This is a genomic window from Cribrihabitans neustonicus (assembly GCF_048820895.1).
Classification (GTDB): domain Bacteria; phylum Pseudomonadota; class Alphaproteobacteria; order Rhodobacterales; family Rhodobacteraceae; genus Cribrihabitans_A; species Cribrihabitans_A neustonicus.
Map to the genome: position 1 here is coordinate 960,767 of NZ_JBMERQ010000001.1, position 21,798 is coordinate 982,564.

Annotated in this window: 23 protein-coding genes; 15 read left to right on the plus strand and 8 right to left on the minus strand. The window is 64.6% G+C overall.

Features of this window, described 5'->3' with window-relative positions; all coding sequences use genetic code 11:
- The first annotated feature begins 68 nt into the window (after window positions 1–68).
- The 3 genes from ACOHWE_RS04590 to ACOHWE_RS04600 all read left to right on the plus strand — a co-directional run bounded on the left by ACOHWE_RS04590 (window position 69) and on the right by ACOHWE_RS04600 (window position 2,923).
- Window positions 69–995, plus strand: coding sequence for a HupA family protein (locus ACOHWE_RS04590; protein WP_420664462.1), 927 nt, complete (start codon window positions 69–71; stop codon window positions 993–995).
- 111 nt (window positions 996–1,106) lie between these two features.
- Window positions 1,107–2,426 carry a hypothetical protein gene (locus ACOHWE_RS04595; protein ID WP_420664464.1) on the plus strand — a complete coding sequence of 440 codons (1,320 nt, stop codon included), beginning with the start codon at window positions 1,107–1,109 and terminating at the stop codon, window positions 2,424–2,426.
- A 68-nt stretch (window positions 2,427–2,494) separates the two neighbouring features.
- The gene (locus tag ACOHWE_RS04600) at window positions 2,495–2,923 is read left to right on the plus strand and encodes a VOC family protein (RefSeq protein WP_420664465.1); all 429 of its coding nucleotides are present in this window, start codon (window positions 2,495–2,497) and stop codon (window positions 2,921–2,923) included.
- A gap of 487 nt (window positions 2,924–3,410) precedes the next feature.
- On the opposite strand, the gene ACOHWE_RS04605 is transcribed toward ACOHWE_RS04600, so the two are convergent.
- The 3 genes from ACOHWE_RS04605 to ACOHWE_RS04615 all read right to left on the minus strand — a co-directional run bounded on the left by ACOHWE_RS04605 (window position 3,411) and on the right by ACOHWE_RS04615 (window position 4,653).
- The gene (locus tag ACOHWE_RS04605) at window positions 3,411–3,908 is read right to left on the minus strand and encodes a MarR family winged helix-turn-helix transcriptional regulator (RefSeq protein WP_420664466.1); all 498 of its coding nucleotides are present in this window, start codon (window positions 3,906–3,908) and stop codon (window positions 3,411–3,413) included.
- A 76-nt stretch (window positions 3,909–3,984) separates the two neighbouring features.
- Entirely contained in the window at window positions 3,985–4,242 is a 258-nt protein-coding gene (locus ACOHWE_RS04610; RefSeq protein WP_420664468.1) for a succinate dehydrogenase assembly factor 2, read from the minus strand.
- Between the two features lie 3 nt (window positions 4,243–4,245).
- Window positions 4,246–4,653 (minus strand): helix-turn-helix domain-containing protein, encoded by a 408-nt coding sequence (locus ACOHWE_RS04615; RefSeq protein WP_420664470.1) that lies wholly within the window; start codon window positions 4,651–4,653, stop codon window positions 4,246–4,248.
- A 96-nt stretch (window positions 4,654–4,749) separates the two neighbouring features.
- Here ACOHWE_RS04615 and ACOHWE_RS04620 point away from each other — a divergent pair, with 96 nt between their 5' ends.
- Together ACOHWE_RS04620 and ACOHWE_RS04625 are read left to right on the plus strand one after the other, a co-directional pair.
- Window positions 4,750–5,952, plus strand: coding sequence for a pyridoxal phosphate-dependent aminotransferase (locus ACOHWE_RS04620; protein ID WP_420664472.1), 1,203 nt, complete (start codon window positions 4,750–4,752; stop codon window positions 5,950–5,952).
- A 12-nt stretch (window positions 5,953–5,964) separates the two neighbouring features.
- Complete coding sequence (locus ACOHWE_RS04625; RefSeq protein WP_420664473.1) at window positions 5,965–6,378, plus strand: hypothetical protein; 414 nt, start codon at window positions 5,965–5,967, stop codon at window positions 6,376–6,378.
- 23 nt (window positions 6,379–6,401) lie between these two features.
- Here the strand turns inward: ACOHWE_RS04625 and ACOHWE_RS04630 are convergent, their stop codons facing one another.
- Window positions 6,402–7,016, minus strand: a complete 615-nt coding sequence (locus ACOHWE_RS04630) for a hypothetical protein (protein ID WP_420664475.1) — start codon at window positions 7,014–7,016, stop codon at window positions 6,402–6,404.
- Window positions 7,017–7,410: 394 nt separating this feature from the next.
- On the opposite strand from ACOHWE_RS04630, the gene ACOHWE_RS04635 reads away from it, so the two are divergent.
- Together ACOHWE_RS04635 and ACOHWE_RS04640 are read left to right on the plus strand one after the other, a co-directional pair.
- Window positions 7,411–8,280: a delta-class carbonic anhydrase gene (locus tag ACOHWE_RS04635; RefSeq protein ID WP_420664477.1), complete on the plus strand. Its 870-nt coding sequence runs from the start codon at window positions 7,411–7,413 to the stop codon at window positions 8,278–8,280.
- Between the two features lie 169 nt (window positions 8,281–8,449).
- Complete coding sequence (locus tag ACOHWE_RS04640) at window positions 8,450–8,821, plus strand: DUF1428 domain-containing protein (RefSeq protein ID WP_420664479.1); 372 nt, start codon at window positions 8,450–8,452, stop codon at window positions 8,819–8,821.
- 9 nt (window positions 8,822–8,830) lie between these two features.
- On the opposite strand, the gene ACOHWE_RS04645 is transcribed toward ACOHWE_RS04640, so the two are convergent.
- Entirely contained in the window at window positions 8,831–10,216 is a 1,386-nt protein-coding gene (locus tag ACOHWE_RS04645; RefSeq protein ID WP_420664480.1) for an MATE family efflux transporter, read from the minus strand.
- 100 nt (window positions 10,217–10,316) lie between these two features.
- Window positions 10,317–11,735 carry a pyridoxal phosphate-dependent decarboxylase family protein gene (locus ACOHWE_RS04650; RefSeq protein ID WP_420664481.1) on the minus strand — a complete coding sequence of 473 codons (1,419 nt, stop codon included), beginning with the start codon at window positions 11,733–11,735 and terminating at the stop codon, window positions 10,317–10,319.
- A 345-nt stretch (window positions 11,736–12,080) separates the two neighbouring features.
- Here ACOHWE_RS04650 and parE point away from each other — a divergent pair, with 345 nt between their 5' ends.
- From parE to ACOHWE_RS04680, 6 genes are all read left to right on the plus strand, one after another.
- Window positions 12,081–14,039, plus strand: a complete 1,959-nt coding sequence (gene parE / locus ACOHWE_RS04655) for a DNA topoisomerase IV subunit B (protein WP_420664483.1) — start codon at window positions 12,081–12,083, stop codon at window positions 14,037–14,039.
- 10 nt (window positions 14,040–14,049) lie between these two features.
- Window positions 14,050–15,093: a GTP pyrophosphokinase gene (locus ACOHWE_RS04660; protein WP_420664485.1), complete on the plus strand. Its 1,044-nt coding sequence runs from the start codon at window positions 14,050–14,052 to the stop codon at window positions 15,091–15,093.
- Between the two features lie 571 nt (window positions 15,094–15,664).
- Window positions 15,665–16,429, plus strand: coding sequence for a hypothetical protein (locus ACOHWE_RS04665; protein ID WP_420664486.1), 765 nt, complete (start codon window positions 15,665–15,667; stop codon window positions 16,427–16,429).
- A 30-nt stretch (window positions 16,430–16,459) separates the two neighbouring features.
- The gene (locus ACOHWE_RS04670) at window positions 16,460–17,116 is read left to right on the plus strand and encodes a DNA-3-methyladenine glycosylase I (protein WP_420664488.1); all 657 of its coding nucleotides are present in this window, start codon (window positions 16,460–16,462) and stop codon (window positions 17,114–17,116) included.
- A gap of 47 nt (window positions 17,117–17,163) precedes the next feature.
- Window positions 17,164–17,847, plus strand: coding sequence for a hypothetical protein (locus ACOHWE_RS04675; protein WP_420664490.1), 684 nt, complete (start codon window positions 17,164–17,166; stop codon window positions 17,845–17,847).
- A 141-nt stretch (window positions 17,848–17,988) separates the two neighbouring features.
- Complete coding sequence (locus ACOHWE_RS04680; RefSeq protein ID WP_420664492.1) at window positions 17,989–18,423, plus strand: DMT family transporter; 435 nt, start codon at window positions 17,989–17,991, stop codon at window positions 18,421–18,423.
- A 47-nt stretch (window positions 18,424–18,470) separates the two neighbouring features.
- Here the strand turns inward: ACOHWE_RS04680 and ACOHWE_RS04685 are convergent, their stop codons facing one another.
- Together ACOHWE_RS04685 and ACOHWE_RS04690 are read right to left on the minus strand one after the other, a co-directional pair.
- Entirely contained in the window at window positions 18,471–19,154 is a 684-nt protein-coding gene (locus ACOHWE_RS04685) for an ABC transporter ATP-binding protein (protein ID WP_420664494.1), read from the minus strand.
- Window positions 19,147–20,433, minus strand: a complete 1,287-nt coding sequence (locus tag ACOHWE_RS04690; protein WP_420664496.1) for a lipoprotein-releasing ABC transporter permease subunit — start codon at window positions 20,431–20,433, stop codon at window positions 19,147–19,149. Before ACOHWE_RS04690 ends, ACOHWE_RS04685 begins: the two co-directional genes overlap by 8 nt.
- Window positions 20,434–20,697: 264 nt before the next feature.
- On the opposite strand from ACOHWE_RS04690, the gene ACOHWE_RS04695 reads away from it, so the two are divergent.
- Window positions 20,698–21,198 (plus strand): HPP family protein, encoded by a 501-nt coding sequence (locus ACOHWE_RS04695; protein WP_420664497.1) that lies wholly within the window; start codon window positions 20,698–20,700, stop codon window positions 21,196–21,198.
- Window positions 21,195–21,752 carry a TetR/AcrR family transcriptional regulator gene (locus ACOHWE_RS04700; RefSeq protein ID WP_420664499.1) on the plus strand — a complete coding sequence of 186 codons (558 nt, stop codon included), beginning with the start codon at window positions 21,195–21,197 and terminating at the stop codon, window positions 21,750–21,752. The genes ACOHWE_RS04695 and ACOHWE_RS04700 overlap by 4 nt, the downstream gene beginning before the upstream one ends.
- Window positions 21,753–21,798: the final 46 nt, after the last annotated feature.

Consider the following 21,798-nt stretch of genomic DNA (forward strand, 5'->3'; position numbering starts at 1 on the left):
GCGATTGACTTTGACGCGCCCGGCGCGAAAGGTGCGGGCCAACAAGAAGATAACTGAGGTATGGGCAGATGAGGCGTTTTTGGCTGGGGCTCGCCGCAGCGGGGGCACTGTCGGCGTGCGGCAATGGAAACCCGTTTCTCGAAGACACGGGCGATACCAGCGAGCCTGGCGACACAGCCAGCATCGTACCGGCCGAAGTGGCAGGAGATGTTGACCGGATCTCCTACAATTCTGCCACCCAGACGCTGGTTATTTCCGGCGTGGGCCTGGACGAAACCCCCTTCTCCTCCTCCTATGTGCGCAAGCCCGCACTCGACCGCGGCGGTTACGAGGCCTACACCGTTCAGGACAGTTCGCTCGACCGCCATTCCACCGCGTATGTCCGCGAAATCGAGGGCGGCTACGCCGTCGCCGTCGCAACCGGCGGCCAGTTCGGTTACTTTATGGCGGGCACGGATTTCGGCCGGTCCGGCAATTATTCCGCTCCCACGGCCGATCAGCCCTCTGGCGGCATCGTGAGCTACGCAGGCAGCTACGTCGGCCTTCTGGACGAACCCGGCGACGGCGGTGATTTGCTGCCGGTGGCCCCCGGCACCCCGGACGAAGTGCGCCCTGTCCAGGCTGCCGAGATCACCGGGGATGCTTTCATCAACGCGGATTTCTCGGACAACCGCGTGAACGGCACGATCTACAACCGCCAGATCACCGACTATCCCGGCACCACCGTCGAGACCCTTCTGCTGGCCCCCACGGACATCACCGGCGAGGGCACTTTCAGCGGTGAAGTCGCGACGCAGGATGACGGCGAACCGGGCAGCGTCGGCACCTACGCCGGTATCTTTGCGGGCGAAAATGCGGCCTCCGTCGCCGGGTCGCTTTATGCAAAAGACCATATCGAGGCTGCGGGCAGCGGAATCGAGGAATACGGGGTCTTCGTGCTTGGCCAATGCGGCGGCGCCAATAGCGATCCGGTCTGCGACCAGCCTGTCCCCTGAACCATGCGAGCGGCTATTGCGGCGTTCGCAGGCCTCTTCTTCCTGGCCGCCCCCCCTCAGGCCGATGAACCTGCGGCACCACAAGCGCATCTGACCCTTGATCAGGGTCAGATGCTGGCTATGCATGCATTGCGGGCCGGCAAGCCCGATCTGGCCCTGGAGGTTTCGCAGGCACTGTTGCAGGCGGACCGGAAGAACGCTGCCGCTTGGCATCTGCAGGCCGCCGCGCATGCTCAGGCCGGGCGCCTTGCCGCAGGACGCAGGGCCGCGGCCCAGGCCTTCCGTTTTTCGCGGGACAGCCGCGGCAAGTTCCAGATGGCGCAACTGGCGTCACGGCTGGCACTGCAAAGCGGCAGCCCGACGCTGGCGCAGTACTGGCTGCGGCGCACCGCAGTTCACGCACCCGACGAGAAATCCGTGCGTTTGATCGCGCGCGACTACAGGCTTTTGCGGCAAATTAATCCCTGGTCTTTCCGGTTGCGCAGCGAGGCGAAGCCCTCCACCAACGTCAACAACGGCTCGGACGACACGCTGCAGATCATCGACGGCGCTCCTTCCGCGCAAGGGCGGTACGGCCCGCGGGCAGTGGCTCTTTCGGGAACCATCGGAATTGCGGATGCAACGCTCAGCCGGCGTCTCCGGGAAAATCGGACCAGCGTGACGTCGATCAACGCGCGGCTGTACCTGCAGCGAGTGGCCCTGTCCGGAGAGGCCAAGGCAAAAGCCGCGGAACTGGCGCGGCTTACCCGAACCACGATGCCGCGAAACTCCGAATTTGCCAGCACTTACGCGGCGCTCACCCTCGCCCACGCCTTTGCGATCGGCGACCCGGACAAGGGCAGTACAGCCCGCATAGCCTTGACCGCCGCGACCTCGTGGTACGGCGGGGAGCGTGGCTATGACCTGATTAAGCTGGCAGGCAGCCGCAGCTGGCAGGCCGCGGCCTCCACCCGCGTCGAGCTGAACGCCAGCGCCGAGCAACGTATCAAACCGCGCCACCCGGGGCTGGATGCCACCGTGCTGAGTGCCGGCGCCGGTCTGAGCCGGAAACTGGCGGACGGCAGCAGCCTCAACCTGACGCTCGGGGTGCGGGACACTGCAGCCGGTCATGTCAACAGCACCTTCCGCACCGCAACCGTCCGGCTGGGGTATTCCCCTGCAAAATCCTTCGGGCCGGTGAACCTCAGCACCAGCCTGATTCTCGGCCAGTCCGACTACCCGATCTACTACGGCGGATTTCCGGCCCAGTCCCTGCCCGGCGGACGGCAGGACATGTCGGCCTATGCGGATCTGAACCTGTTCTTCGAGCGTTTCGATTACGCGGGATTCGCTCCGATGCTGCGGTTGCGCGGCGGCAAGCGCAGCTCCAATCACAACCGCTTTGACAGCACCGAATTTTCCGTTTCTCTCGGCATTGAAACCACGTTCTAAACCTTTAGGTCTCAGACAAACAGGTGCCGCAGTGCCGCCCACCTCCCTCACAACAACAGGAGATCCACATGCCGCTCAAATACCTGCACACCATGGTCCGGGTGAAGGACCTGGAAAAATCGATGGCATTTTATGAACTTCTCGGCCTGAAGGAGACCAAGCGCCACGAGAACGAAAAGGGGCGCTTCACCCTGGTGTTCATGGCGCCTCCGGGCCAGGAGGAGGCGCCGGTGGAACTGACCTACAACTGGGACGGCGATGACGGGCTGCCCAGCGACAGCCGCCATTTCGGCCATCTCGCCTACGGGGTGGATGATATCTATGCCACCTGCCAGCACCTGATGGACAATGGCGTCACCATCAACCGGCCGCCGCGCGACGGGCATATGGCATTTGTGCGGTCGCCCGACAATGTCTCGATCGAGCTGCTGCAGAACGGCGAGCGGAAACAGCCGCAGGAGCCTTGGGCCAGCATGGAAAACACCGGCCACTGGTAGCCCCCCCCGGCCCGGGCCGTCTGCCAGACCTGACTGCCCTGCAAAGTTGTCTGTAGACGGGCCACGGGCCTCTCCAGTCCGCAATACGCCGGAGGGTCTTCGGCCCGGCACAAGCTGCAATGGCCGCGTTCCGGGGGCGCCGGAGCGCCTCCCGGCTGTACGCGCGCCCTCGCCGGAAAGTCATGTGCGCCCCGTCCGCGCAAGATTTCGCCCGCCCGGTGCACCGGGTCGCGGCGGCAGACGCGGCGCGGCGTACCGGGCAGGGCCACCCCTCGGGGCGCTGCCGCGTCTGATCTCGATGCTGGGAAAACCGGTAAGCTTGCGAAAATGGGCGGTTACTTCTGCAACCTCGCACCCGCGGCCCGCGAAACCGGACCCAGGCGGCGCACCCATTTAAACTTGTGGAGCCATCTGCTCCCCTCGCGGCCCCCGGCGTTTCGCCCGCTGCCGCGCTGCCTTCCGGGGCAATGTGCCCCAAACGGCGCTCTCAATAGATGTAGCGGATCTGGTCCGACCAGTAGCGTTCAACCCGCTTCAGCGAGGCGGTGATATCCTCGATTCCCTCCGAGGAAATCACCCCCTTGCCTTCCAGCCCCTCCGCATGGCGCGAGAATAGGGCGGAGACGATGTCGCGGATCTCCCGGCCGCGCGGGGTCAGGCGGACCCGCACCGAGCGGCGGTCGATCTCGCAGCGCTGGTGGTGCATATAGCCCATTTCCACCAGTTTCTTCAGGTTATAGCTGACGTTGCTGCCCTGATAGTAGCCGCGGCTTTTCAGTTCTCCGGCGGTGACCTCGTTGTCGCCGATATTGAACAGCAGCAGCGCTTGCACCGCGTTGATTTCGAGCACGCCGACCCGCTCGAATTCGTCCTTGATCACATCCAGCAGCAGCCTGTGAAGACGCTCCACCAGGGCGAGCGCTTCCAGGTAGCCAGTCATGAACCCCTTGCGGTCCTGCTGGCCGATTGGCTTTTCCATACTCATTCGCATCTCCGACTCGAATTTGCTCGAGGAACAGAATGCGGAAAATTCCCGAAAAATCGGTTAAGCTGGGATTTTATTATTTTTGGTAGATTTGCGATATGTCGTGGATAAGACCTCGGTAACCTTCTGCGGGCTCCGCCTGGCCGGTCACCCACTGGTAAAGGTCCTGATCGTTCTCGTGCAGCAACTGGTCGTAGAGATCCAGCCGCGCCTCGTCCATCGTGTCCAGATTGGCCGCGGCGAAGGCGGACAACAGGATGTCCATCTCCTTGATGCCGCGGCGCATGGAGCGCATCTGCAACCGCTTCAGGCGGGTTTCACGCGTCTCAGGCATGGTTCACACCTGCGGTTCGGCAGCGGCATTCAGCAGGTTGCGCAGCTTTTTCTCCAGCCGGGCGGCGCGGTCGGCGTTGCTGCGCATCTCGCCGCGCAGATCGCGCAGTTCCTTCAGAATGCCGGCGAAATCGCTCGCCGCCAGATCGCCGTCAAGCGGCTCCGCCATGCCCTCGCCCTCGCCGGTCAGCAGCCAGGACATCGACACGTTGAGGACGCCAGCCAGCATCGTCAGCTTGTTGGCGCGCGGTTCGCTCAGGTCCTGTTCCCATCCCGCAAGCGTCGATTTCTTGATGCCCAGACGGCGCGACAGCTGCGCCTGGCTCATCCCCGCGGCTTCGCGGGCGGCGGCGACGCGATCGCCGAATGTGGCTGCATCAGGGCCGTACCAATCCGTTTCCTGCTGTTCCATCGTCCGTTCTCCTATTCGTTGAGCTGATGCTGCTTGAAGGCTGTCCGGGCGCACCCTATGACAGTTCCAGAGAACATACAAACCGGGGCACAGCCTATGTCTTTCCTGTCCGAGACACTCTCGCGCGTCAAACCGTCACCGACCATTGCGATGACCGCTAAGGCGGCTGAGCTGAAAGCCGCCGGCCGCGACGTGATCGGGCTGAGCGCCGGGGAGCCGGATTTCGACACGCCACAGAATATCAAGGACGCCGCGGTGGCGGCGATTGCCGCGGGCAAGACCAAATACACCGCCCCCGACGGTATCCCCGAGCTGAAGCAGGCAATCTGCGCCAAGATGAAGCGGGATCACGGTCTGGACTACACACCGGCCCAGGTTTCGGTCGGCAGCGGTGGCAAGCAGACGCTATACAACGCGCTGATGGCAACGCTGAACGCCGGCGATGAGGTAGTAATTCCCGCGCCCTACTGGGTGAGCTACCCGGATATGGTACTGCTTGCGGGCGGTACCCCGGTGGTGGCGGAGACGGCGCTGGAGAATAAGTTCAAGCTGACCGCGGAACAGCTGGAAGCGGCGATAACGCCCAAGACCAAGTGGTTCATCTTCAATTCGCCCTCCAACCCCACCGGCGCGGGCTACAGCCGCGGCGAATTGAAGGCCCTGACCGACGTGCTGCTGCGCCACCCGCATGTTTGGGTCATGAGCGACGACATGTACGAACATCTCGCCTATGACGGATTCGAGTTCTGCACACCTGCGCAGGTGGAACCGCAGCTCTATGACCGCACACTCACCTGCAACGGCGTCTCCAAGGCCTATGCAATGACCGGCTGGCGCATCGGTTATGCCGCGGGCCCCGAGAAACTAATCGCGGCCATGCGCAAGGTGCAGTCGCAATCCACCTCCAACCCCTGTTCGGTGAGCCAATGGGCCGCGGTGGAGGCGCTGAACGGCACGCAAGGCTTTCTTGCGCCCAACAACGAGCTGTTCGTCCGCCGCCGCAATCTGGTGGTCGAAATGCTGAACCAGATCGAAGGCATTTCCTGCCCCACGCCTGAAGGCGCCTTCTACGTCTACCCCTCCATCGCCGGGCTGATCGGCAGGGCCACGCCCGCGGGCAAGGTCATTGAGACAGATGAGGATTTCGCCACCGCGCTTCTGGAGGAGGCCGATGTCGCCGTGGTCTTTGGCGCCGCATTTGGCCTGTCGCCGAACTTCCGGGTGTCTTATGCCACATCGGACGAGGCTCTGACCGAGGCCTGCACCCGCATCCAGAAATTCTGCGCGGCGCTGACCTGAGGGAGGAAGGGTATGAGCGCCGATCTGCCGGAATATTTCTTCCGCGTCCGTGAGAACGGCGCCTTTGTTTTCCGCGTGGAAAGCGAGACCCGCCAGCGCCGGATCGAGATGGATCAGATCGCGGTGGTGAACATCCGCAACGGCGAGATCAAGCCGCACGGGCCGCGCGAACTGAGCGCGCGCGACAAGGCAGAGATCCGGGCCTGGATGGAGGCGCGCGCCGCGGCGCTGGCGGAACGCGACCTGGACGACATCCGCCGCGCCATCGACCATCTGAACCTGACCGCGCATTGGGCCAACAGCCGCGCTTCCGCGGAGCAGCTTGAGGAGGTGACTGACCAGCTTCTGCTGGCCATGCACGACCTCCGCAGCGTGCTGGTGCGCAAGAAGGCCGAGCGGCTGGGCGCGGAGCGCGGCGAAGACTGAGCGCCGCCGCGCGGCCTGAGCTGTCAGTCGCAGATACTTGAACGCACGGAAATCCGCCCCTCCAGCGGCGGGGCTAGCGGCGCAGGTCCTGCCGCGGTACCGCGATTGAGTTGCCGCATCCCAAAACGCACGAAGCGTTGGTCCAAGTCCTCCTCCGTCTCCAGCACGAAGCGCTCCGGCAGCCGCCCCGAAGGCACCGCCCAGCGCCCATGCAGGCCCAGCCGCTCGCGCGGGGTGGCGTGCAGGCGGAAGGCATTGAGGTTGGGCTGCACCTGCCCCTGCCCGTCTGAGGCGATACGGCCGGTCTGGCAGATATATTGCGCTTGCACCTCCGCCCGCAGAGCCCCGCCTGGTGTCACCTCGGTCAGGGTAACGAGATGCCCGGCTTTGATCCCGGCCCCGAGAACGCCGAAGCGCAGAACTTCGGCCAGCGCCACACGCCGCGTCCCGGGCCCGAAGAGCGCGCCCTCCCCTTGCCAGTCCCGGCCGGCTGCAACGTGCAGGCTGTAGCGGCCGGGCGGCACCAGCACCCGGAAGAAGGTCCCGCCCTCAGCAATGGCCGCGAGCACCGGGGCGTTGGTTTCCGGGTCGTGCAGCGTCAGGTAATAGCCTGCGCCTTCGGGGCCCTTTAGTTGCAACGGGAAAACCGCTGGCAGGCCCGTGCTCTGCCAGAGCAGGCCCCGCGGCGGGGGCTCTTCCGCGCTCCCTGCCCCCGGCCCCAGCCAGAGCGCCGCAAAAAGGTGCACCAAGAGCATCAGAACAGCCCGTCGGCCGGAAGACTCCCGGAGTTTCCGAAAGGCGCGTGACGATCTCATGTCTTGCCCCAAGGCGGTGAGGATACCGCTCAGTATAGCACGGCCGAGCCTCCACAGCGGCCATTTGAGGCAGACTTTGCTCTAAATGCGAAAATAACCCTCAGGTTGATTAAGGTGCCATTAATGCAACCTAAATACCACGATCCCAGGGCTTGCCGGCCGACCGCCGCCAGCCCTTCCCCGATCAACCCGCGTCCGTCTTTCAAAAGGTAGAGATATGTTCAAACCGCTTCCCGCGCTAACCATCGCCGCCCTGTTCTCTTTTGCCCAGACCAGCGCCGTGCTTGCAGTCGACGGCTCCGCAGGACATGTGCCGGATAATGTGATCGCCGCCCAGCGCGCAAAACTGGCGGAGAGCACCGCGGGTGCCGTATTCGGGCCGCAGTCGCCACGCGATATCGACGCTGCCGCAGGCACCAATCCACGCCACTTCAGCACTGCGCCGGAATATACGCGGATGAACCTTTGCAACATCCATTTCCACGAAAGCGCCGAACATCGGGGCGGCGAGTTCACCCGCTATGCCGGCAATGGCGATGGCAAGGGGTATGGCACCGGGTATCTCTACGATGGCGAGCTGAGCGCGGCGGAGCGCGCGCCTCTGGACCACCCCATCGGCACCGGCAAACATGGCGGGCTGGAGCCCGGCGATACCATTGAGCTGCACTACGTTCACACGACCGCCCAAGTGGAACCCGGCCCGACACTTGGCGCTTGCCTGAGCGATGCGGTGATGAATCCGCAGCTGCGGGTTGAGGCGCAGGTCTTTGTGCTGGTGAACGACGAGAGCGCTCTGGATTTCAGCCACCTGACAGCGCTCGGCAAGCGCAGCGTGCTGCATCAGGCACTCAACATCCCCAGCAATACCGGTACGCCGGTGGTTTATGCAGGCTCCACCACCGGCCCCAGCTACAACGAGGCGGGCTCACCGCTCGAGGTGACTTGGAGCGTGCGGCCCAAGGTGGCCCGGGTGAATATTCACTCGGTGGGAAGATGGCTGGATAGCAACGTCTTTGAGGAGGATCACGCGCATGGCGTGCGCAACCTGGTGCTGAACCCGGCGCTGCTGTCGGAGATCACGCGCTGACGCCCGCCGCTCAGCATCCGGTGATACGTCTCCGCATCATGGCTGACCCGCCGCCTGCGCGCCCCTAGGCTCAGCTGCCGCCGGCCTGCCCGGCGCAGCGGGCCCCGGTCACGCGGCGCGGCGGATATGATAGCATGGTCCGCGCCGCTGCCGCTAAGGAGGCATTCCCATGCATATCGCCGGTTTCGTGATACCCGTGCCCGAAGAGAACCTCGAGGCGTACCGCGGCTGGGCAGCGGCCAGCGCCCGGCTGCTGCGCGACCTCGGCTGCCTCGAAATCGTCGAGGCCTGGGAGGATTATGTCCCCGACGGCGAACTGACCGATTTCCGCCGCGCGGTGGATGCGCGTGTGGAGGAGAAAATCGTCTTCACCTGGCAAGTCTGGCCCAGCCGCGCGGTGCTGGAGGCGGCGGAGAAGAAGATGCAAGAGGATTCGCGTTTCGATATCCCGGCCGATGCTCCCTTTGACCGCAGCCGCCTGATTCTTGGGACCTTCACACCGCTGCACGTTATGGGCCGCGGTGAAACCGCAGGGGGCTGACGCCCCGCCTCAGGCGCGCGCGGGAACACCCGCCTTGTGAATTGAACGGCTCCAGAAGCGGTGCATCAGGAAGATGCCTGCGGCAGTGAGCCCCGCGACCAGCCCCATCCAGATGCCGATGCCGCCCCAGCCGAGCACGAAGCCCAAAACATAGGATGCAGGGATACCTACCGCCCAGTAGCTGAACGCGGCAATCACCATCGGCACGGCGGTATCCTGAACCCCGCGCAGCAGCCCCAGCGCCACCGCCTGCATCCCATCCATCATCTGGAACAGTGCCGCTGCCGCCAGGAGCCCGGTACCCGTGGCCATGATCGCCGCGCGCTGGGGCTCGGCCCGGTCAAGGAACAGCGAGATCAGTGCCTCGGGAATGGTCAGGAACAGGCTGACGCCCACCACCGACATTGCCAGCGACAGCGCCATCACGACCTTGCCGCCGCGCGCCATATGGGCCTGGTCGCGGCGCCCGAAGGCATTGCCCGCGCGGATGGTGGCGGCGTTGGACAGCCCCAGGTGCACCATGAAGGTGAGACCCGCGAGCGACAGCGCGATGCCATGGGCCGCCAGCGCCACGGTGCCAAGCCAGCCCATCATCATGGCCGAGGCGGCAAACAGGCTGGTCTCGCTGAGGGTGGTCAGCCCGCTCGGCACCCCAACGCGCACCACCTTCCACAGCATCTCCCAATCCGGGCGGTGGAAGTTCTTCAGCAGTTCATGTTCCGGCAGCACCTTCAGCGCATAGATCAGCACCGCCAGCAGGGAGACGCTGTGGGTGGCGAGGGAGGCCACCGCCGCGCCCTCGATCCCCAGCTCCGGCGCGCCCCAGTGGCCGAAGATCAGCGCGTAATTCACCAGCGCGTTCACTCCGGCCGCCAAAAGCGTGATCCAGAGCACGATCTGGGTGCGCTCCAGCGCCGCGAGATAGGACTTCATAACCATGACCAGAAGTGCCGGCACCAGCGCCCAGCCCGCGATGCGCAGATATCCGGCGGCGAGCTGCGCCACCTCAGGCTCCTGCCCCAAGAGTTTAAGGATCGGCCCGGACCACCACAGAAGCGGCATCGCGGCGGCGGCATAGGCCAGTGACAGCCACAGGCCCATACGGGTGCTACGGCGGATCTGGCGCTCCTCGCCTGCTCCTGCGGCGGCAGCCACCATCGGCATCACCGCAAAGGAAAAGCCGGAGCCGAGAATGAACAGGATGAAGAAATAGGTCGAGCCCAGCGTCACCGCCGCAAGCGCCTCGACGCTGTACCAGCCCAGCATCACCGTATCGGTTAGGCCAATGGCGAACTGCGCTACATGGCCGCCGATCAGCGGCAAGCCAAGCACGGCAATGGCGCGCACGTGCGCCGCGAGCGGCATCTCGGCCGGGGGAGTGATGCGGGTATCCATGTGCCCATGCTTTAGGCAGACCCGCCTGTTCCGGCAAGAGCGGAAATCCCCGCTTACGCCCGCGTTTGTGAGCGGTGGCAAACGCGCCGCCGCTCCAGGGTCAGCCCGCGGCGGCCTCCCGCGCGACGGCGGCGATGGCCGCGGAGACGTCGCCGGGCCGGCTTCGGTGGTTGGTGATCGCCGCGCGCAGCACCACGATGCCGTTCGCCCGGGTGGTGGAAAACACCGCCTCGCCGCTTTCCTGCAAGGTCTGGGCAATGCGGGCGTTCAGCGCCGATTGCGCCCCGGCCGCAAGGTCGGCCCGCGCGGTGAAAACGCAGACGTTGGAGACCACTGGTGCGCTCAGTGCCATCCGCGGTTGCGCCGCAATTTCCGCTGCCATCTGCGCGGCAAGCTCGCAATTGCCGGTGATAGCTTCGCTGAACGCAGCCTCGCCATAGGTTTCCAGCGCGGTCCAGACCTTCAGCGCCCGGTTGCCGCGGCTGAGGTCGATGCCGTAGTCGCAGAACCAGGGCTCCCCGCCCGCCAGCCCGCGCTCGGCACCCTCAAGGTAGGAGGGGCGCGCGGCAAAGGCCGCCCGGTGCTCTTCCTCGTTGCGCAGCAACGCCATGCCGCAGTCATAGCCCACGTACATCCACTTGTGGAAATCCAGCGCGATGCTGTCGGCGCGGCCGATGCCATCGCTGAGCGCGCGCCATGGCTCGGCGGCGATGCGGGTCCAGGCGCCGAAAGCCCCGTCCACATGCAGCCAGAGGCCCAGCTCTGCCGCAGCATCGGCCAGCGCCTCCAGATCGTCGAAGAGGCCAAGGTCCACCGATCCGGCGGTGCCCACCACCAGGAAAGGCCGTGCCCCCGCGGCGCGGTCCGCCTCCACCATCGCGGAAAGTGCCACGCGGTCCAGCTGCCCATCCTTCAGCGGTACCCTGCGCAGATTGTCCGAGCCAATACCCAGAAGCTCCACCGCCTTCAGCGTTGCGTTATGCACGCCCTCGCCCGCATAGGCCGTGAGCCGCACCGCGCCCTGCCCGGCCTTGCGCAGATCGCCAAGCGCCCGCACCCGCGCGGCCTGAAACGCAATCACCGTCGCCTGCGAGGTTCCGGTGACCAGCACGCCGCTGGCGCCCTCGGGCATGCCCATCTTCGCACGGGTCCAGTCGATGACAGCGCGCTCCATGTAGTTCGCCCCGTGGTCGCGCCCGCCCATATTGGCATTGACTGCCGCCGCGGCGAGCGCGCTGATCAGGTCGGAGGCCAGCCCCGAGCCCTGCACCCAGCCCCAGAATCGCGGATGCGTGTTGCCGCCGTGGTAGGGCAGCACGTCCGAAATGATCCGGTCCACCGTCTCCTGTGGCCCCCGTGCCTCGGCTGTCACCGCGTAGCGTGCACCGATGTCGTCCGGCACCGGCTGCCAGGGGCGCTGCGCGGCCTGCTGCATCTGGTCCAGCGCCGCCTCCAGCATCCGCTGCGCCTCCGCCCGGAATGCATCCCAATCCTGCGTCTTGATTCCCTTGCCGGCCACCCGCGCGTCCTCCTCCTGCCAATCGCTGGCAGAGGTGTATCCCGCAGTCTCCTGAGCCGCACGGAAAATATCGGCGCGGGCGGAAACCGGAACTATAGTTTGATGCATTGAGAACCGTGGCTGCCCCGGAGCGACGGGAAAGCTGCACAACCCTGCACCTTGCTTCCTCCGGTCTCGCCGGTCTTCGGGATTGCCCCCGGTAAAACGGCGGAGACGCTTCGCAGCCTCGCGCAGCCGGACGATGCCCCCGGGCTCTTATCCACAGCCCTCCGGCCCCTCTTTCACCCGGTCCGGCTTCCTGCCATAATACGCCCCAATCAAGACCAAGGAAGAGCAGTTCCCCACATGGCCGAAGACCTCCTCAGCACGCCCGCCGCCGAGACCTATGACGCCTCCTCGATCGAGGTCCTGGAAGGCCTGGAACCGGTCCGCCAGCGCCCCGGCATGTATATCGGCGGCACCGACGAGCGCGCGCTGCATCACATGGTGGCGGAGATCCTCGACAACTCGATGGACGAAGCGGTCGCGGGCCATGCCAGCCGCATCGAGGTGGAGCTGCATGAAGACTATTCCGTCAGCGTGCGCGACAACGGGCGCGGCATCCCGATCGACCCGCACCCCAAGTTCCCGGACAAGTCGGCGCTGGAGGTGATCCTCTGCACCCTGCACGCGGGCGGCAAGTTCTCCGGCAAGGCCTACCAGACCTCGGGCGGTCTGCATGGCGTCGGCTCCTCGGTGGTGAACGCGCTGTCGGACCTGATGGTGGTGCAGGTGGCCAAGAACAAGGAGCTGTTCGAACAGCGCTTCTCCCGCGGCATTCCGCAGGGCGGGGTGGAGAAGATCGGCGCCGCTCCGAACCGCCGCGGCACCACGGTGACCTTCCACGCCGACGAGCAGATCTTCGGCCACCACCGCTTCAAGCCCGCGCGGCTGTTCAAGCTGGTGCGCTCCAAGGCCTATCTGTACTCGGGCGTGGAGATCCGCTGGAAATCCGCGATCGACGACGGCGAGACCCCGCAGGAGGCGACCTTCCACTTCCCCGGCGGCCTCAAGGACTACCTGACCGAGGTGCTGGGCAAGGCGACCACCTATGCCGATGCGCCCTTTGCGGGCAAGGTGGAGTTCCGTGAGAAGTTCGGCGCGCCGGGCTACGTGGAGTGGGCGATCAACTGGACACCCGCGCGCGACGGTTTCACCCAGAGCTATTGTAACACCGTCCCCACCCCCGAAGGCGGCACCCATGTCGCAGGCTTCTGGGCGGCGATCCTCAAGGGCATCAAGGCCTATGGCGAGCTGGTCGGCAACAAGAAGGCGGGCCAGATCACCCGCGACGACCTGATGGCGGGCGGCTGCGCGCTGATCTCCTGCTTCATCGCCGACCCGGCCTTTGTCGGACAGACCAAGGACCGCCTGTCGACCGAGGCCGCCGCCAAAATGGTGGAAAACTCGGTCCGCGACCATTTCGACAACTGGCTCGCCGCCGACACCAAATCCGCGGGTGCCATCCTCGACTTCCTGATCCTGCGCGCCGAGGAACGGCTGCGCCGCAAGCAGGAGAAGGAGACCCAGCGCAAGTCCGCCACCAAGAAGCTGCGCCTGCCCGGCAAGCTGACCGACTGCACCTCGAAAGACCGCGCCGGCACCGAGCTGTTCATCGTCGAGGGCGACTCTGCCGGCGGCTCCGGCAAAGGCGCGCGCAACCGGGTCAATCAGGCGCTGCTGCCCTTGAAGGGCAAGATCCTGAACGTGCTGGGGGCTGCGTCGAACAAACTGGGGTCAAACGCTGAGATCAACGACCTGTGTGAGGCGCTGGGGGTCGGGCTGGGGACCAAGTTCAACCTCGACGATCTGCGCTATGACAAGATCATCATCATGACCGACGCGGACGTCGACGGCGCCCATATCGCGTCCTTGCTGATGACCTTCTTCTTCACTCAGATGCGGCCCCTGATCGACGGCGGCCACCTGTACCTCGCCTGCCCGCCGCTGTTCCGCCTGACCCAAGGCGCGAAGCGCGTCTACTGCCTCGACGAGGCCGAGCGCGACATGTGGCTGGAGAAGGGCCTCGGCGGCAAGGGCAAGATTGACGTCTCCCGCTTCAAGGGTCTTGGCGAAATGGACGCCAAGGACCTGAAGGAGACCACGATGGACCCGAAGACCCGCAAGCTGATCCGCGTCACCATCGACGAGGACGAGCCCGGCGAGACCGGCGACCTGGTCGAGCGCCTGATGGGCAAGAAACCCGAGCTCCGCTTCCAGTATATCCAGGAGAACGCGAAGTTCGTGGAGGAGCTGGATGTTTGAGGTTTGAACATTGAAGAAGAAAGAATTCGAAGAGCAGTTCGAAATTATCGCCAAAGACTTAAACAAGTTGCGCACGGCGGCGTTCGGAATAATTTCGAGCGCACTGTCTGATATTGGCATCATCACTCTGCCGATTCAATCGCGCGTAAAAAACCGAGAGAGCGCCTCGAAAAAAATAGATTTAAAAAAGTACAAAGCCCCACTTGAGGAGATGACTGATCTAGTCGGCTTTCGAATCATAACCTACGTTGAAAGCGACGTTGAGAAAATTGAGCAGAAACTTAGAGGTTGTTTCGAAATAGACAGTAAAAACAGCATCGACAAAAGGAAGCCTGAGAAGTTAGACATCGTCGGGTATCGCTCGCTCCACCTCATCTGCAGACTCGGAAAAGAAAGAAGAGAGCTTTCGGAATACAAAAACGTGTGGAACATTGCGTTTGAAATACAAGTAAGGACGATATTAGAGCACGCATGGGCAGAAATTGAGCACAAGCAAAACTATAAGTCTGACGTAGCTCTCCCTCCTAATTTGCAAAGACGATTCGTAATACTTTCTGGCACGCTGGAACTGATTGACAGAGAGCTTTCTGCGATTGTAGACGAAGCTCAAGACTACCAAGATAAAATTAAAAACTCTCCAGAAGAAATCGCAGCAGACACTCTCTCAGAAACATCTCTTTTCACCATTACGGAAAAGGATGCAAAAAATAAGGGAATCACACTCAGAAATGCCCTCTCAACCAACGGAGGCCCAGAACTCCTTGAGGAACTCTTTGAATTTGGAGTAGAAACAAATTCTGAGCTTCAAGAACTCCTCACCACTATCGACGCAGATTCGTACCCTAAATATGAGTCAGAGACTACCGTTTACGGTTACGTGCGGGACGCGATGATAATTTGCGACCCCCATAAATATTTCAAACATTCATTTCACGGGCAGTACGTCATTGAGGAAGGCGAAGCGGTGAAATATAACGCTCTATCGCCCCAAATTACTGATTTTATTAGTCTCGCCGAAAGATATGACGTAGGTATCGTCCCTAATGAGCACTAATTTATTCTAACACAGACTTGGTCACCCCTCGCCCAAAGGCGCGCTTTCCTGCCCCCTCCCGCACCACAAGAACCGCGCCTGACCTTGGGGAGGCGCGAATGCGCCTTCCCGGGGGGGAAGGTCAGGCGCGGGCCGTGCCGCTGCGCACCACGCCCCAGGGGGCACACCGCCGCTGTCACTTTCCAAGGCACCGGCATCAGCGAAGGGCTCCGCCCGTCCGAACCTCAAACGCTCCCCCGGAGCGTTTGCCGCTGCGCGGACCGGTTCGAACTCCCAGGGGAGTGAAGGCCGTCCCGGAAACGCTCCGGGGGAGCGTTTCAGGCCTGAACGGGCGGAGCCCAAGGCGCGCTTTCCTGCACAGGTCATGCAACACAAGGCCCGCGCCTGACCTTGGGGAGGTGCGAATGCGCCTTCCCAGGGGGAAGGTCAGGCGCGGGCCGTGCCACTTCGTGACACTGCCCAGGAGGCACACCGCCCCCCCTGACAGATCCGTGAGGCACCTTGCCCGCGCGGCCCGGCGCTTTCTAGACTGGCCGGAGGGCGCGATGCCCAGCCCTGCGCGGAGCCTGCCATGACCTTCATCGCCGAAAACCAGCTCCTGCTGATCCTGCTCTGCTTTGCCGCGGGGTTTGCCTCCACCGCGCTTCTGTTCCGCAAACCGGCGGGGCACCGGGCGTGGCGTCTGGCGGATCTGGTGTGGGTGCTCCTCGGCGGCTTCGGCGCGCTGGTGGCCGTGGTCTCGGGCATCTATGCCGCCGACACCTCAAAGCTGGAGCGGCAGATCGACATCGCCTATGCCGCGACCTCGGCCTTTGACCGCGACGCCGCGCGCTTCCGGCTGAGGTTCTGCGAGCCCGCCTATGACGCCGATATCGCGGTCTTGTGCGACAAGGTGGAGTTCCTCTCCGCCTCCACCGCGGGCAATGCCGAGCTGCCGCTGTTCATCGCCGTCACCGATGAGGTCGCGCCGCTGCAGGGCCTGCGGCTGCTGCTGCCCGGGCTCGCCGGCGGCCGCGAGATGCAGTCGATGGCCGCCCGCGCCGATGCCTTTGATCCGGAAGCCTTCGTGGTCTTCACCGCGCTCGACACCCCCACCCGCGCGGCGGTGGAGAATATGCGCCGCAAGGTGCCCGCGATTGCCGGCGACTACCTGATCCTCGCCCGCGCCTATGACGCGCTGATCGGGCAGGTCGCCAAGCTGAAACGCGAATGGGAGGTGCTGCAGGACAGCCGCCACATCCTCGCGCTGCACCTGATTGCGCTGTGCCTGGTGAGCTTTGCGGCGCCCTTCCGCCTGGGCAAATCACTGGTGGAGTTGCGCAAGGACCGCAGCTAACCTCAAGGCAAAACGGAGGCACGGCAGGCCATGCGGACATTCGAGGAGATCCACGCCATTGCGGCCGGACGCCACGGCGGGCCGGCGGCGCTGGAGGCGCGTCTGGTGCGGCCCGACCCGGAAGTGAGTGCCCTGCCCGAGGACCGCTGGCTGTCGGTCATGACAAAATGCGTCTTTCAGGCCGGCTTTAACTGGCAGCAGATCGAAGACAAATGGCCCGCTTTTGAGGCCCGCTTCCACAGCTTCGACCCCGATGCCTGCGCCTTCATGAGCGAGGAGGAGTTCGACAGCCTGCTGCAGGACAAGGCGCTTGTGCGCAACGGTGCCAAGCTCGCCTCCGTGCGGCAGAACGCGGGCCTGATCCAGGAGCTGCGCAGCGAGGGCGGCGCGGGCGCGGTGCTGGGCGGCTGGCCATCGGAGGATTACGCGGGTCTATTGGACATGCTGAAGACGCGCGGCAGCCGCCTGGGCGGCCTTACCGGGCAATATGCAATGCGCTTTGCCGGACGCGACAGCTTCATCCTCAGTCAGGACGTAACCGCGCGTCTGATCGCGGAAGGGGTGACCGAAAAGCCTGCAACTTCCAAGTCTGCCCTGAAGGCGGTGCAGGCGGCGTTCAACACCTGGAGGGCGCAGTCCGGCCGCTCGCTGAGCGAGATCAGCCGGGTTCTCGCGTTGAGCCTCTGAGCCATGCCCGGCCCTTTGCAATCCAGCCTCCCGGGAAGGACCGCGCCATGATCCTGCGGCTGCTGCTTGTTGCCGCCCTGCTGCTGAGCGGCTGCGGCCGCCCGCTGACCGAGAGCGAACGCGTCTTTCTCGGCGGGCTGCATGGCGCGTCCTTAGATGCAGAGCGGGTGCGGATCGTGCGCGGCGCGCCGCTCCGGGCAATCACCTTCCGCCGTATGCCGAGGCCCCGGTTGACCTGCCGCGAGAAGATCATGCCGCCCGTGAAGGACGAAATCGTCACCTCTTCGCCGGCAGCTCTGGCGCTGTTCAACCGCATCTTCTTCGTAGAACGCTGGTACCTCGACGACTATCTGCCGGAATACCCGCAGAGGATCTCGCTGGTAGAGGCGATGCTGCTGGCGCATGAGGTCACCCATGTCTGGCAGTGGCAGAACCGCAGGCAGACCGGCTACAGCCCGCTGCGCGCCGCGGCGGAGCATGGGCGGCGCAATGACCCTTACCTGTTCGACTTGGAAGGTAACGGAGATTTCCTCACCTACGGTTATGAACAGCAAGGCGCGATCATGGAGGAATACGTGTGCTGCCGCGCGCTGGCGCCCGATGCTGCCCGCACGAGGCGGCTGCACGCGATGATCGGCGGCACGGTGCCCCTGAGCCCGCTGCCCGCAAAGCGGGAAAGCGATGTCTACCTGCCCTGGGACGGCGTGGAACTGAAGGGTATCTGCGACTGAGAAGGCGATTTTCCCGGCATAGGGTAAGGCACGGAAATCATGGGTTCCCGGGCTAGCGTTTACCCTGAATTCCGGCATTGCGCCCGCCCCGGCCGGGGCCTATCGTCCGCCCTGCCTACCACCGCCGGACAGGAGCCAGCCATGACCCAATACGCCCTCATCATGCTCGCCGCCGGGCTGGGCATCCCGGTACTGGCGGCGTTGAATGCGGCTCTTGGCAGGATGGTCGGCTCTCCGGCCTCGGCCGCGGTAGTGCTGTTCATCGTGGCGCTGATTTCGGCCGCGGCCTATTGCCTGCTGGCCGGGCCACAGGCGCTGGCAAAGATCCCCGCCGCACCCAAGCATCTGTTTCTCGCGGGCGTGCTGGTGGCATTCTACGTGCTGTCGATCACCCATGTGGCGCCGCATTTCGGAGTCGGCAACGCGGTGTTCTTCGTGCTGATCGGGCAGCTGATCTCAGCCGCGGCAATCGACCATTTCGGGCTGTTCGGGGCCCAGGTCAGCCCGCTGACGCTGACCCGGGCAGCCGGAATCTCGGTTATGGCACTGGGAGTATGGATCACCCAGATGGCGTGAGTCTCCAAACCCGCCGCCCGCCGGGCAAGTCGCTCGCCCTGCAGACGTCAGGCCGGTTGCAACATCCCGTTTTCCAGCCGGAGCTGCCGGTCCATCCGCGCCGCAAGCTCCAGGTTGTGGGTCGCGATCAACGCCGACAGCCCGGTGCCGCGCACCAGTTCCATCAGGGCAGCGAACACCTGATCTGAAGTGGCCGGGTCGAGATTACCGGTGGGTTCATCCGCCAGGAGGATGCGCGGCGCGTTGGCAAGCGCGCGGCAGAAAGCCACCCGCTGCTGCTCGCCTCCCGACAGCGCCGCTGGCCGGTGCCCGGCGCGCGCAGCGAGTCCGACACGCGCCAGAAGATCCTCGGCCCGCGCCGCGGCGGACTTCTGTGACGCGCCATTGGCCAGCTGCGGCAGGATGATGTTTTCGGCGGCGGTAAACTCGGGCAAGAGATGGTGGAACTGGTAGACAAAGCCCACTTCCTGCCGCCGAACCCGGGTGCGGCGGCGGTCGCCCCTGCTGCCCACATCCTCGCCCGCGACCCGCACCGAGCCCGCATCCGGCGTGTCCAGCAGTCCCGCGATATGCAGGAGCGTCGACTTGCCCGCCCCCGACGGTGCCACCAGCGCCACCACTTCGCCCGCTTGCAAGGCCAGGTCGGCGCCGCGCAGCACTTCCACCTCGCCGGGGGTGCCGCGCAGGTAGGACTTGGTGATCCCGTCCAGCTCCAGTGTGATCTCACTCATAGCGCAGTGCCTCCACCGGGTTCAGCCGTGCCGCGCGGCGGGCCGGGAAAATGGTCACGAAAAAGGACAGCCCCAGCGCCAGCGCCACCGCCGACAGCACATCGCCGAGCCGCAGTTCGGCCGGCAGCGCATAGATGCCGCGGATCGACGGGTCCCAGACCCCGCCGCCCATCATGTAGTTCACGAAGGAGAAAATCGGGTCGATATAGAGCGCGAACAGGCAGCCCAGAACGACGCCAAACAGCGTTCCAAGCACTCCGGTAAAGGCGCCGCAGATGAAGAACACCCGCATCACCGAGCCTTCGCTGAGGCCGATCGTGCGCAGGATACCGATATCGCGGCCCTTGTTCTTGACCAGCATGATCAGGCCCGAGACGATGTTCATCGCCGCGATCAGCACCAGGATCGAAAGGATGATGAACATAACGTTGTCCTCCACCTCCAGCGCGCGCAGGAATCCACCCGAGGCATCGCGCCAGGTCCAGACCGCAGCCGCGCCGCCCGCCGCCTCAAGAACCGGCAGCACCAGGCCTTCGACGTTTTCCGGGTCTGCCACCATCACCTCGATCTCATCTGCCGCGCCCTCCCGGTTGAAGAAGCTCTGCGCTTCGGCAAAGGGCAGGTACACGCGGGTGCGATCGATGTCATATCGGCCCGCAGTGAAGATGTAGACAATTTCGTAGGCATTCACCCGCGGGCTGGTGCCAAAGGCGGTCTTAATTCCGTTGGGTGAGATCAGTTTGATCTTGTCTCCGATGTTCACGCCCAGCTCCCGCGCCACGCCCGAGCCAAGCGCGATGCCCTCCTCGAAACGGGCCAGATCGCCTAGCGCCTCGCTGCTCTCCGCCACCGCGGGGATGGTGCGGATGTCTCCGGCCGAGATACCGAAGACCTCGACGCCCGCGTTGCGCTGCCGCGCGTTGGCCATTACCTGCCCCTTGACCAAGGGCGCTGCGCGGGTAACGCCGGGCACCGCGGCGATGCGCCCGGCGAGCGCTTCATAATCGCGCAGGGATCGGTCCAGGATGCCCGCCGCGTTCACTTCGCCATGCGAATAGACAGTGATATGGGCATTGGCTCCAAGGATGGTACCGACAAACTCCGAACGGAAGCCCGAGCGCACCGCCAGCGTTGCGATTAGCGCAAAGACCGCAAGCGTGATGCCGATCAGGCTGATCCAAGTCATAACCGAGACCCCGCCCTCAGCTTTGCGGGCACGCAGGTACCGCCAGGCGATCATCCATTCGAAACGGGAAAACGGCGGGGGTGTGGTGGCCATGTGTGCTCCGGTCTATTGCCGTCTCATGAAGTGCGCGCAACCCTATGAGCGGGCAGGAAAAGGGTCAAGCGAATGCCCGTGCGCGGCGGCGGTTCTGTGCTTTTGAATGCAAATGCTGCCAGCACGGATGCGGCTTGGGGCGCCGGAAGGGAGCGCGGTCACGGGAAAGTGGGTTCGCAAATCTTGGAATGACCGTTACAGGGTGGAACGATCATTCCAACTTGCTTGGTGTCGATCCCGGACATATCCACCTCAGGAGCCTTCATGCGCCGTATCCTCTCCCTTGCGCGTCCCCGCGCCCCCCTGTTTCCCGCACTTGCCGCCGGGTTCGGCGGGATTCTTGCCATCGCCAGCTTGTCGCTCCTGCCGCAGCAGGCCGAGCTGATGCTGCTCATGGCGCCCTTCGGTGCGAGCTGCGTGCTGCTGTTCCTGGTGCCCGCCAGCCCGTTGTCGCAGCCCGCCAACGTGATCGGCGGCCATGCGGTGGCGGCGCTGATCGGGCTTGCTGCCAATGCTTTGCTGCCGGACAGCGGCTGGGCCATGGCTCTTGCGGTGGGCTTGGCGATCACGGCGATGGCGCTTCTGCGGCTCACCCATCCGCCCGCGGGCGCCGATCCGCTGGTGGTCTTTGCCAGCGATCCCGGGCTGGGCTTTCTGCTGTTTCCGGTGATTTCGGGCGCGGCGGTACTGGTTGCGATGGCTGCGCTCTACCACCGGCTCAGCGGCGGGCGTTACCCGGTCCGGCCCGGCACACGGGCCGGATGAGCACGATGCAGACGGCGGCGCGGGCCGATATCCTCCCTGCCCTCTCGGAAGTCTTCCGCAGCCACGGCTTTGAGGGCGCCAGCATCGGCCGGATCGTGGCGGCGACGGGGCTCGGGCGCAGCAGCCTCTACCACCTGTTTCCCGGCGGCAAGGAGGAGATGGCGCGGGAAGTGCTCACCCACGTGGACGCCTGGTTTGCGCGCAATATCTTCGAGCCCCTGGAACAGGACGCCCCGGCTCTGGCGCTAGTTCAGATGTTCGACGCGGTGACCGAGTATTTCCGCGAGGGCGGGCGCATATGCCTGGTCGGCGCGTTTGCGCTGGACGGCACGCGTGACCGGTTTGCCGCTGAAGTCCGCGCCTACTTCAGCCGCTGGGTGCAGAGCCTCGCAAGCTGCCTGACCCGGGGCGGCATGGCCGCAGCGGATGCCAGCGCGGCGGCCGCCCAGGTGGTCGCGCTCATCCAGGGTGCCATCGTACTGGCCCGCGCCACCGGCAGCCCAGAGGATTTTCAGCTGGCCCTGCTCGCCGCCCGCGGGCTGTGCCGGCTGTGACGTGCTGCCGCGCCAATGCAGCAGGGCTATTCCGGGAAAGAGATTT